Below are 11,587 nucleotides of genomic sequence, written 5' to 3' on the forward strand. Positions count from 1 at the left end.
CCCCCGCCGGCTCCCACCGCCGCCGCCCCAGCAACTCCGCCAACCCCACCCGCGTCGCCGCCATCACCACCCGATCCGACTTGCGCAGCACATACGCGTCGTCCAGATCCCACACCAGCCCCCCACCCGCACCGGCCCGCGCGTCCTCGTACGCCTCCTCCGCGGCCGGCTCCTCCCGCCCCGCCGCCACCACGCCCCGCTCCAGCGCCAGCACCCGCCACGCCCCCGCCCGGAACGCCTCCCCGACCGTCTTGCCCTCCAACTGCGGATGCCCGTCCACGTCCACCGCGGCGAACAGCAGCACCCGCCGTTCCACCGGGATCGCGCCCAGGATCTGCCGCCCCATCATCGCGCCGGCGAACGCGGGAGCGGCCAGGTGGGACACGCTCCGGCTGCGCGTGGACGCCCGCGGATGGGCGGCCCGCAGCGTCCGGTACACGGCGGTCGCGAAGTCGTCGTCGTACAGCCGCAGCACCACCCGCAGATCGGGCCGCACGGACCGGGCGTACAGCGCGGCCTCCAGGTTCGTCGTGTCCGCGCTGGTCACCGCGAGCAGCGCCTCCGCCCGGTGGATCTTGGCGGCCTCCAGGACGCCCTCCTGGGTGACGTCGCCGAGGACGACGGGCACCCGCAGCCGCCGGGCCGTGGCCAGGCCCCGCGCCTCGGGGTCGGACTCCACGCACACCACCGGGATCTGCAGTTCCCGCAGCCGGGTCAGCACCCGCGTGCCGATCTTGCCCAGACCGAGGAGGACGACATGCCCGCTCAGCCCGCGCGGCGGCTTGCGCAGCGCGGAGGTCGTACGGAAGGTGCCCAGCGCCTCCAGGACCGCGGCCAGCAGCACCGGCAGCAGCAGCAACCCCACCAGGCCGGACAGCAGTTGGAGGATCTGACGGCCGACGGGCTGCCCGATGGCGGGGTCGTCGATGGCGAAGAGGTCCAGCAGGGTCAGATAGAAGGCCCGCAGCGGGTGCATCCCGGTCACCGCCGACAGGGCGATGGCGAGGGCGATCACGCACGCCACCATGCCCGCCAGCGACCACCGCAGCCGCCGCGAGAACAGCGACGCGAACGGCACGGCGCCCCGGGCCGGCGGCAGCGCGGGCCCGGAGTACGACACCTGCTCCAGCACCACCGTCCCGCGCCCGGTCGCGCCCCGTACCGCCGCCGCGTCCGGCAGCAGCAACGGCTCCTGATCGGCGGCGAGTCCGGCGCCGGCGCCGGCCGGGTCGTTGCTGGAGAGCACCGCCAGCGTGGCCAGCCCCGGCGCCGGGAGCTGACCGGGGCGCGGCGTGCGCTCCACCGCGCGCAGCAGCAGCCCGTCGGTCTGGACGACCTTGCTGGTGCCGGCGACGGCGGTGGCGGCCAGCGCCGGCGCGGCCGTGTCGGCGTCGGACAGCACGGTCGTGGAGGTGTCGAAACCGGCGGCGTCACCGCCGCCCGCCGCCAACGCGGCGGCCTGGTCGAGGAGTTCCTCGATGTGCTGGCCGAGCCGCCGGTTGTACAGGCGCAGCACGAGCCGCAGCCGGGGGTTGAGGCGGCGGGCGGTGAGGGCGGCGCGGATGTTGGTCTCGTCGTCGTCGTAGACGAGGGCGAGCGCGGCGGCCCGTTCCACACCGGCCTCGGCGAGCACGGTCTCGGTCGCCTCGGCGGCCTCGACGACCTGCTGGGCGCCGACGGGTTCGGCGCTGCCCACCCCGCCCCGGCCCACCGCCGCGGTCACCCGGTCGAGCAGTGCCGTCGTCGTCGCGCGGGCCCGGCCCACCACCGGCAGCCGGACACCGCGTTCGGAGGGCGGGACGACGAGGGTGACCTGTTCGCCGTAGACACCGCGCAGTTCGGCGGCCAGCCGGTGGGCCAGTCCGTCGTCACCGCAGACCACCATGTGCGCGGATCCGCCACCGTCCGGCTGACCTTGATTCGGAACGCTCGCCACGAGGGGAAAGACTGCCCCACCGGGACGGGTGGTTCCAGTGAAGAACCCCTACGGTCACTGAACGTCCACGGCGTTGTCGCCGTACTGAGGGGGAGCAGGCCGAGCGCACGCCGCAGCGCAGCACCGGAGGTACCCCGCCCGTGGCCATCACCAGACCAGCCCCGACGGGCCCGGACACCGCCCACGAGCCGCCACGCGACACCGAGGGACCGGAGCCGGCCGCGCCGTCTGCGCCGGCCGTCGAGGCCCCCTCGGCGCCCGAGAAGCCATCGGAGTCCCGGTCGCCGCTGATCCTCACCATGCTCCTGCTGACGCTGGTGCTGCTGCAGGGACCCCTCCGCGGCGCCCTCGACGCACCCGTCATGCAGAGCTGGATGACGGTCTTCGTCGCCGTGCTCGTGCAGGCGCTGCCCTTCCTCGTGCTCGGCGTGCTGCTCTCGGCGGCCATCGCGGTGTTCGTGCCGCCGGCGTTCTTCGCGCGGGCGCTGCCCGGCCGGCCCGCCCTCGCGGTGCCGGTCGCCGGCATGGCGGGCGCGCTGCTGCCGGGCTGCGAGTGCGCGTCCGTGCCGGTGGCCGGGGCGCTCGTGCGCCGGGGCGTGACCCCGGCGGCGGCACTGGCCTTCCTGCTGTCCGCCCCGGCGATCAACCCGATCGTGCTGACGGCGACCGCGGTGGCCTTCCCCCGCAACCCGGAGATGGTCGTGGGCCGGTTCGTCGCCAGCCTGCTCGTGTCGTGCGTGATGGGCTGGCTGTGGCAGCGGCTGGGCCGCACGGACTGGCTGCGCACACCGCGGCGCTCCCACTACGAGGGCCCGAGCAAGGGCGCCGCCTTCTGGAACTCGGTCCGGCACGACGTGATGCACGCGGGCGGCTTCCTGGTGCTGGGCGCGATGGCCGCCGCGACGCTCAAGGCGGTGGCCCCGGCGAGCTGGCTGCGCACGGCGGCGGAGAACCCGCTGGTGGCCATCCTCGCGCTGGCCGTGCTCGCGGTCCTGCTGTCCATCTGCTCGGAGGCGGACGCGTTCGTGGCGGCGTCGCTGACGCAGTTCTCGCTGACGGCCAAGCTGGCGTTCCTGGTGGTGGGCCCGATGATCGACCTCAAGCTGTTCGCGATGCAGGCGGGCACCTTCGGCCGCGGCTTCGCCCTGCGCTTCGCCCCCGCCACCTTCGTCCTGGCGATCCTGGGCGCGGTGCTGACCGGGGCGGTGCTGCTGTGAACCGGCAGGCACAGGCGGCGGTCCTGTTCCTGACCGGCGCGGCCCTGCTGCACGCCGGCGTCACCGACCTCTACCTGCGCTATGTCAAGGCGGGACTGCAACCCCTGCTGCTGGCCTCCGGCGCGGTGCTGATCGTGGCGGCGCTGGCGACGGTCTGGTACGAGTGGCGGGGCCGCAGACACCGCACCGACTCGCACGATGCCGAGGACGCGCACGGCGACCACGACCACGGCCACACCCACCGCGAACCCCGCATCTCCTGGCTGCTCGTCCTGCCCCTCCTCGCCCTCATCCTCGTCGCCCCGCCGGCCCTCGGCTCCTACAGCGCGATGCGCACCGGTACGGCCCTGCAGCAGCCGTACGGCTACGGCAAGCTGCCCGCCACCGGCCCGCTCGACCTCAACGTCGTCGACTACGCCACCCGCGCCGTCTACGACCACGGCCGAAACCTCAAAGGCCGTGAGATCAAGGTCACCGGCTTCGTCGCCCTCGACCGCTCCGGCGCCCCCTACCTCGTCCGCATGGCCCTCAACTGCTGCGCCGCCGACGCCCAGCCGGTGAAGATCGCCCTGACCGGCACGATCCCTCCGGTCCTGCAACCCGACAAGTGGCTTGAGATCACTGGGAGTTACATCCCCCGGCAGACCAGGGACCCGGTGAACGGCGGCCCCGTCCCCTATCTGAAGGTGGCCTCCGCGACTCCGGTGGCGACGCCGAAGGACCCGTACGACGAGAGCTGGAACACCTGACGCGCCTGTCCGCCGCGCCGTCCGCACCGAGAAACAGCAGGTCACCGAATTCGGCCCTGTGACATCATGCGCCCCATGACGACCGGCCAGACCCCGCTGACGATGCAGGACGCCATCCTCACGCTCCAGAACTACTGGAGCGCCAACGGCTGCATGATCACGCAGCCGTTGAACACGGAGGTCGGCGCGGGTACGGCCAACCCGTCCACGGCGCTCAGGGTCATCGGCCCCGAGCCGTGGAGCGTCGCCTACGTCGAGCCCAGCGTGCGCCCGGACGACTCCCGCTACGGCGAGAACCCCAACCGGCTGCAGACGCACACCCAGTTCCAGGTGATCCTCAAGCCCGACCCGGGCAACCCGCAGGAGCTCTACCTCGGCAGCCTCGCGGCGCTCGGCGTCGACCTGACCGCCCACGACATCCGGTTCGTCGAGGACAACTGGGCCTCGCCCGCGCTCGGCGCCTGGGGACTGGGCTGGGAGGTGTGGCTGGACGGCATGGAGATCACCCAGTTCACCTACTTCCAGCAGGTCGGCGGCGTCTCCCTGAACCCCGTCTCGGTGGAGATCACGTACGGCCTGGAACGCATCCTGATGAACCTCCAGGGCGTCTCCCACTTCAAGGACATCGCCTACGCGCCCGGCATCACCTACGGCGAGGTGTTCGGCCAGAGCGAGTACGAGATGAGCCGCTACTACCTCGACGACGCCGACGTCGACACCAACCACAAGCTGTTCGAGGCGTACGCGGCCGAGGCGCGGCGCCTGCTCGACCTGGAGCTGCCGGTCCCGGCGTACCTGTACGTCCTCAAGTGCAGCCACACCTTCAACGTCCTCGACGCGCGCGGCGCGATCAGCACCACCGAGCGCGCCAAGGCGTTCTCCCTGATGCGCGGCCTGACGCACGAGTCGGCCAAGCTGTGGGCCGCCCGCCGCACCGCCCTCGGCCACCCGCTCGGCATCACCCCCGAGGCCGCCCCGGCCGTGCGCGCCCCGCTGCCCACCGTGCCCGGCACCGAGACGCTGCTGTTCGAGATCGGCCTGGAGGAACTGCCGTACGCCGACGTCGTCGCCACCACCGACGCGGTGCGCGAGTCGGTCACCGCCAAGCTGGCCGCGACCCGTCTGAGGCACGGCCAGATCAACGTGATGGCCACCCCGCGCCGGGTCGTCGTCACCGTCGAGCGGGTGGAGCCGCGCGAGGCGGACACCGAGAAGACCGTGCGCGGGCCGAAGGCCGCGGCCGCCTACAAGGACGGCGCCCCGACGCAGGCACTGCTGGGCTTCGCCCGCAGCCAAGGCGTCGAGCCCGACGCCGTCCGGACGGTCACCGTCAAGGGCACCGACTACGTCGCCGTCACCCGCGAGGAGCCGGGCCGCCCGGCCACCGAGGTGCTCAGCGACCTGCTGTCCGAGGTCGTCTCCGGTCTGCGCGCCTCCCGCAACATGCGCTGGAACGATCCCGCACTGTCCTTCTCCCGCCCGGTCCGCTGGCTGCTGGCCCTGCTCGGCCGCACCCCGCTGCCCGTGACGGTCTCCGCGCTGGCCTCCGGCACCACCACCCGCGTCCACCGCACCGCCGCCGACCCGGTCGTGCAGGTGACGACCGCCGAGGGCTACTCGCACTTCTTGAAGATGCACGGCATCGTCCTGGAGCGCGAGGTCCGCTACGACGCCGTGGTGCGCGGCGCCGAGCGGCTGGCCGCCGAGGTGGGCGGCCGGATCGACGCGGCGGGGCAGGCCGGGCTGATCGACGAGATCACCGACATCCTGGAGTTCCCGCACCCGGTGCGCGGCTCCTTCGAGGAGCGCTACCTCGACCTCCCGGCGAGCGTGCTGACCACCGTGATGCGCAAGCACCAGCGCTACCTGCCGGTGCTGGACGGCGACCGCCTGATGCCGCACTTCATCACCTTCGCCAACGGCGCCTGCGACGACGACGTGGTGCGGACGGGCAACGAGGCGGTGCTGCGCGCCCGTTACGAGGACGCGGCCTTCTTCTGGCGGGCCGACCTGAAGGTGGCGCCCGCCGACTTCCGCGCCCGCCTGGACCAGCTGACCTTCGAGGACCGCCTCGGCACGGTCGCCGACCGCGCCACGCGCATCGCCGCCCTGGGCCTGGAACTGGCAAGCCGTGCGGGCCTTGCCGAGGACACGACGGCGACCGTCCGGCGCGCCGGCGAGCTGGCCAAGTTCGACCTGGCCTCGCAGATGGTCGTCGAGTTCTCCGGCCTCGCCGGGGTGATGGCGGAGGAGTACGCCCGCCGCGCCGGCGAGCCGGAGGAGGTCGCGCGGGCGCTGGCCGAGATGGAGCTGCCGCGCTCGGCCGGCGGCGCCCTGCCCGCCTCCGACGCGGGCGCCGTCCTCTCCCTCGCCGACCGCTTCGACCTGGTGACCGGCATGTTCGTGATCGGCGCGGTGCCGACAGGCAGCTCCGACCCCTTCGGCGTGCGCCGGGCGGCCATCGGCCTGGTCAACGTGCTGCGCGCGGTACCGGCGACGGCGGCCGTCAGCGTGAGCGACGGCCTGCGCGCGGCGGCCGCCCGCTACACCGCCCAGGGCATCGAGGTCCCCGCCGAACGCCTCACCGAGGCGGCCGAGTTGATCGCCCGCCGCTACGAACAGCAGCTCACCGACGCGGGCCACGAACACCGTCAGGTGCAGGCGGTACGGGTGTGGGCGGACCGACCGGCGACGGGCGACCGGGTGCTGGCGGCACTGGAACAGCACGTGGCGAGCGACGAGTTCGGCGCGCTGGTGGCGGCACTGCAGCGAGTGGTGCGCATCCTGCCCGCCGACGAACTCGAGGACGCCGACCGCTCGTTGCTCACGGCACCGGCCGAACACCGCCTGGCCGAGGCGACGGAGGCGGTCCGCGGTGTCCTCCAGGGCCGGGAGGACGACCTCACCGCGCTGGTGGGCGCGTCCGCGCCGCTGGTCGAGGCGATCGACGCCTTCTTCAACGAGGTGCTGGTCATGGACCTCGACCTGGGCATCCGCGCGGCCCGGCTGGCCCTGCTGTCGGACGTGGCCCGGCTGACGAGCCGGACGCTGGACTGGAGCGCCCTGTAGTCAGAGCGCCTTCGCCGGCCAGTCCAGCAGGCGGGCCCCGATGACGGCCGTCTGCAGGGTGTACCGGTGGCCGGGGTCGCACGGATCGGCCCCGGTCAGCTGGTGGATCCGCGCCAGCCGGTAGGTCAGCGCCCGCACGCTCAGCGCCAGCCGGCGCGCGGCCTCCGCGGCGACGCACCCGCACTCGAAGTACACGTTCAGCGTCTCCAGCAGCGGCTCCGCACCACCGCGCGCCGCGGTCAGCGGACCCAGCGCGTCCTGCACCAGGTCGGCCATGGCCTGCCGGTCCCGGGTGAGGACCGGGTACACCAGCATGTCGGCGGCGCGCAGCACCGGCCCCTCCAGCCCGAGCCGCGCGGCCAGTTCGAGGGTGTTGAGGGCCTCCTCGTAGGACTGGACGACCCCGCCGGGCCCTTGCTGCGGCCGGCCGATGGCGACGCGGCAGCCGTCCGTGGCGGCGTAGGCGTGCTTGGCGAAGTAGGCGAGCACCTCGTCCTGGTCGCCGGGCGCGACGCACAGCAGCCGTCCGTCCTTGGTGGTGAGCAGGATGTTGCGCCGGCCGAAGCGGGCGTCGAGGGCGTGCTCCACCTGGCGGGGGACCGGCGCGCCCTCGTCGTACGCCGTCGGGCCCTGCGCGACCGCGACGGCGTGGGCGTGCGAGAGGCGCAGACCGAAGCGCTCGGCGCGTTCGGCCAGGTACCCGAGGTCGCTGCGGCCGTGGAGCAGGTCGTCGATGAACTCCCGGCGCGCGGCCTCCTCCCGGCGCACGGCGACCAGCTGGGCGTGCTCGTAGCCCTCGGCGAAGGCGTCGACGACCTGGGTCATGGCGGCGAGCGCGCTGTCGGCGGAGCCCGGCGTGGCCGGCCAGGCGGTCCGGGCGGCGGTGAGATGGGCGACGATCAGGGCGCGCAGCCCGTGACCGGCCTCGGCGGCCCGCTCGCCCAGCGCGCGCCGGGCCGCCAGCTCGTCCCGGGTCAGCCGCCGGCCGGTCGCCGACACCTCCGCCAGCAGTTGGGCATACCCGTCCAGATACTCTCCGGGCGTCTCGCGCTCCGCCACCCCGTCCCCCGTTTCCTGACGCGCCGGTGACGGTTTCTTAGCGCGCCCCCGGCATCGAAACCCTAGTGAACACTTCCGGAAACCGGCAATGCGCGGGCGTGCGCAGAGCGCGCACCATGGGCCGCGGGGAGCACCACGGACGGTCCCGATGCCGGTTTCCGGCATCGGGACCCAGGGAGACGAGGAAGCGGGGGGCGGGGACCATGGGGGCGTTTGTCGCGGCCGCCGCGGGGTTTCCCACCATCCTGTTCAGCTCGGCACTCGTCGTGGTTGTCGTCTTCTGGCTGCTGACCGCCGTCGGCGCGGCCGACCACCACGGCTTCCACGGGCACCAGCACTTCGAGGCGTGGGGGATGGGCGGAGTACCGGTGACGGTCGCGTTCTCCCTGCTCACCGCGGTCGCCTGGTTCGTCAGCCTCAGTACGACGGTGCTGCTGGACCCGCTGGTGCCGTTCGGGCTCGCCCGGGCCGCGTTCCGGCTCGCGGTCCTGGGGATCGCGCTGCTGGTCGCCTGGCGGACGACCCGGCTGCTCGTCCGCCCCCTGCGGCACCTCTTCCCGGACGCCCCCGGCCCCTCCCGGCACGACTTCGTCGGCCTGACCTGCACGATCCGCACCGGCCGGGTGGACGGCGGCTTCGGACAGGCCGAGGTCCGGCCGGCCGACGGCTCCAGCGCCCTGGTCCAGGTGCGCCAGTCGGGCGACGACGCCCTGCGCAGCGGCAGCACGGGACTGCTGTACGCGTACGACGAGACCGGCGAGTTCTTCTGGGTCGCGCCCTACGACAGCGCGCTCGACCCAAGCCGCCCCCCTTCCGCCTGAGTTCGGCCCACCCACCCACCGAGTTCGGCTCACCCACCCACTTCATCCTTCGAGGACTCATGTCATGAACGCCATCACCGTGGGCATCGGCGTGCTCGTCGCCGTCGTGCTGCTCATCGCGCTCACCCTGCTGCTGGTGGTCGGCCGGCTGTTCCGCAAGGTGGAGCAGGGCCGGGCGCTGATCATCTCCAAGACGAAGAAGGTCGACGTCACCTTCACCGGGGCCGTCGTCCTGCCGGTGCTGCACAAGGCCGAGTACATGGACATCTCGGTGAAGACCATCGAGATCCGCCGCACCGGCCGCGAGGGCCTGATCTGCCGGGACAACATCCGCGCCGACATCCACATCAGCTTCTTCGTCCGGGTCAACAAGACCGTCGAGGACGTCATCAAGGTCGCCCAGGCCATCGGCACCCACACCGCCAGCGACCCGGCGGCCATCCAGGACTTCTTCGCCGCCAAGTTCTCCGAGGCCCTCAAGACGGTCGGCAAGCAGCTGGACTTCGTCGACCTCTACACCAAGCGCGAGGAGTTCCGGGACCGGATCATCCAGGTCATCGGCACCGACCTCAACGGCTACCACCTCGACGACGCGGCCATCGACTTCCTCGAGCAGACCCCGATGACCCAGCTGGACGCGGCGAACATCCTCGACGCCCAGGGAATCCGGAAGATCACCGAGCTGACCACGGTCGAGCACGTGCGCACCAACGAGTACGAGCGCACCGAGCAGAAGGAGATCACCCGGCAGAACGTCGAGGCCCGGGAGACCATCCTGGAGCTGGAGCGCCGCCAGGCGGAGGCCGAGATCAGGCAGCGCCGCGAGGTGGAGACCCTGCGCGCCAAGGAGGAGGCCGTCACCGCGCGGGTGCAGGAGGAGGAACGGCTCGGCGCGCAGACCGCGTTCCTGCGCACCGAGGAGCAGCTCGGCGTCCAGCGGGAGAACCAGGCCCGCGAGATCGCCGTCGCGCAGAAGAACCGCGAACGGGTCATCGCCGTCGAGAACGAGCGCATCGAGAAGGACCGCATGCTGGAGGTCATCGCGCGGGAGCGGGAGACCACCCTGTCCGGGATCGCCAAGGACAAGGAGGTCGAGGCCGAGCGGCGGACGGTCGCGGACGTGGTCCGGGAGCGGATCGCCGTCGACCGGACGGTCGCCGAGCAGGAGGAGGCGATCAAGAAGCTGCGCGTCGTCGAGGAGGCCGAGCGCACGCGGCAGTCGGTGATCATCGCCGCGGAGGCCGAGGCGCAGGAGAAGCTGGTCAAGGACATCAAGGCCGCGGAGGCCGCAGAGGCCGCGGCCACACACCGTGCCGCCGAGCAACTGACCCTTGCGGAGGCCCGGTTGAAGTCCGCCGACCTCGACGCCCGCGCCAAGCTGCGGCTCGCGGAGGGCGTGCAGGCCGAGTCGGCCGCGGAGGGCCTTGCCGCCGTACAGGTCCGCGACAAGGAGGCCGAGGTCACCGAGAAGGCCGGCCGCGCGGAGGCCGTGGCCACGGAGGCACGGCTGCGTGCGGAGGCCGAGGGCACCCGGGCGAGGACGCTCGCGGAGGCCGAGGGCACCCGGGCGAAGACCCTCGCGGAGGCCGAGGGCGCCGAGGCCAGGCTGCGGGCCGAGGCGGAGGGCGCGCGGGCCAAGGCGCTCGCGGAGGCCACCGGCATCGGCGAGAAGCTCAAGGCCGAGGCGGAGGGCCTGAGCCAGAAGGCGGTCGCGATGGCCGCCCTGGACGACGCCTCCCGCGGCCACGAGGAGTACCGGCTGCGGCTGGCGGCGGAGAAGGAGATCCGCCTGGCCGGCCTCGACACTCAGCGGCAGGTCGCCGAGGCGCAGGCCACGGTCCTGGCGACCGGCCTGGAGAACGCCGACATCGACATCGTCGGCGGCGAGTCCGTCTTCTTCGACCGGCTGATGTCGGCGATCTCGCTGGGCAAGGGCGTCGACGCCTTCGTGCAGAACTCGGACACGGCACAGGCGCTGGCGAAGCCCTGGCTCGACGGCACGGCGAGCTTCACCCAGGACGTGAGCCGCGTGCTGGGCTCGGTGTCCACCGCCGACGTGCAGAACCTCACCGTCTCGGCGCTGCTGCTGAAGCTGATGAACACGGGCGGCGCGGACGCGGTCGCGCTGCGCCAACTCCTCGACCGCGCGGGCGAACTGGGCGTCGCGGACACGCCCCTGGCGTCCGTGAACGGCACCGCCCCGCAGGGGCGCGGGGAACTGCGCGACTAGCCACGGCGGCGCCGTGGACGACCCACGGCGCCGCCCCCTGACCCGTTCCGGAGCCGCCGCACGAGGGGACGGCGGCTCCGGAACGCGACCCACCGATCTGCTCACCTCGTGGAGAGGCAACCATGACCACCGGCCCGGACCATGTGCGTGAGGGCTCGTACGAGGCTGCGGGTGGCGGCGCGTACGAGGCTGCGGGCGACGGCTCGTACGCGGCCGCTGGTGACGGCGCATACGAGGCCGCTGGTGACGGCGCCTACGACGCTCCCGGTGACGGCGCCTACGACGCTGCCGGTGACGGCGCCTACGACGCTGCCGGTGACGGCGCCTACGAGGTGCTGCGGGACCGCCTCACCGCCCAGGCCGCCGAACTCGCCCGCCGGGCGGAGCAGCTCAACGCGCGCCGCGTGGAGGAGTTCGGCTCCACCGGGCTGGAGCTCTCCGGCACCGGAAGCCTGCGCACCGAGCACAATCGCGTCCCCCGGGACCTGCTCGCCGTGGGCGGCGCC

General features: G+C 73.2%; 8 protein-coding genes. 6 read left to right on the forward strand and 2 right to left on the reverse strand.

Annotated elements, in window-relative coordinates; translation table 11 throughout:
- On the reverse strand, positions 1-1,885 hold a 1,885-nt coding region (locus M8J74_RS31710; RefSeq protein WP_249839742.1), incomplete at its 3' end, for an NAD-binding protein.
- A gap of 191 nt (positions 1,886-2,076) precedes the next feature.
- Between M8J74_RS31710 and M8J74_RS31715 the strand changes: the two genes are divergently transcribed.
- From M8J74_RS31715 to M8J74_RS31725, 3 genes are all read left to right on the forward strand, one after another.
- Positions 2,077-3,153 carry a permease gene (locus tag M8J74_RS31715; protein WP_372500330.1) on the forward strand — a complete coding sequence of 359 codons (1,077 nt, stop codon included), beginning with the start codon at positions 2,077-2,079 and terminating at the stop codon, positions 3,151-3,153.
- Positions 3,150-3,902: a TIGR03943 family putative permease subunit gene (locus tag M8J74_RS31720; RefSeq protein ID WP_249839743.1), complete on the forward strand. Its 753-nt coding sequence runs from the start codon at positions 3,150-3,152 to the stop codon at positions 3,900-3,902. The genes M8J74_RS31715 and M8J74_RS31720 overlap by 4 nt, the downstream gene beginning before the upstream one ends.
- A gap of 75 nt (positions 3,903-3,977) precedes the next feature.
- A complete protein-coding gene (locus M8J74_RS31725; RefSeq protein WP_249839744.1) occupies positions 3,978-6,971 on the forward strand; it encodes a glycine--tRNA ligase in 2,994 nt (997 codons plus the stop codon).
- Here M8J74_RS31725 and M8J74_RS31730 read toward each other — a convergent pair whose 3' ends face one another.
- Complete coding sequence (locus M8J74_RS31730) at positions 6,972-8,030, reverse strand: PucR family transcriptional regulator (protein ID WP_249839745.1); 1,059 nt, start codon at positions 8,028-8,030, stop codon at positions 6,972-6,974.
- Positions 8,031-8,233: 203 nt separating this feature from the next.
- Here M8J74_RS31730 and M8J74_RS31735 point away from each other — a divergent pair, with 203 nt between their 5' ends.
- The 3 genes from M8J74_RS31735 to M8J74_RS31745 all read left to right on the forward strand — a co-directional run.
- The gene (locus tag M8J74_RS31735) at positions 8,234-8,851 is read left to right on the forward strand and encodes a hypothetical protein (RefSeq protein WP_249839746.1); all 618 of its coding nucleotides are present in this window, start codon (positions 8,234-8,236) and stop codon (positions 8,849-8,851) included.
- A 64-nt stretch (positions 8,852-8,915) separates the two neighbouring features.
- Positions 8,916-11,081, forward strand: a complete 2,166-nt coding sequence (locus M8J74_RS31740; protein WP_249839747.1) for a flotillin family protein — start codon at positions 8,916-8,918, stop codon at positions 11,079-11,081.
- Between the two features lie 122 nt (positions 11,082-11,203).
- A partial coding sequence (locus M8J74_RS31745; protein WP_249839748.1) for a DNA repair ATPase occupies positions 11,204-11,587 on the forward strand: 384 nt, incomplete at its 3' end.

The organism is Streptomyces panaciradicis (assembly GCF_023516615.1).
GTDB lineage: Bacteria > Actinomycetota > Actinomycetes > Streptomycetales > Streptomycetaceae > Streptomyces > Streptomyces panaciradicis.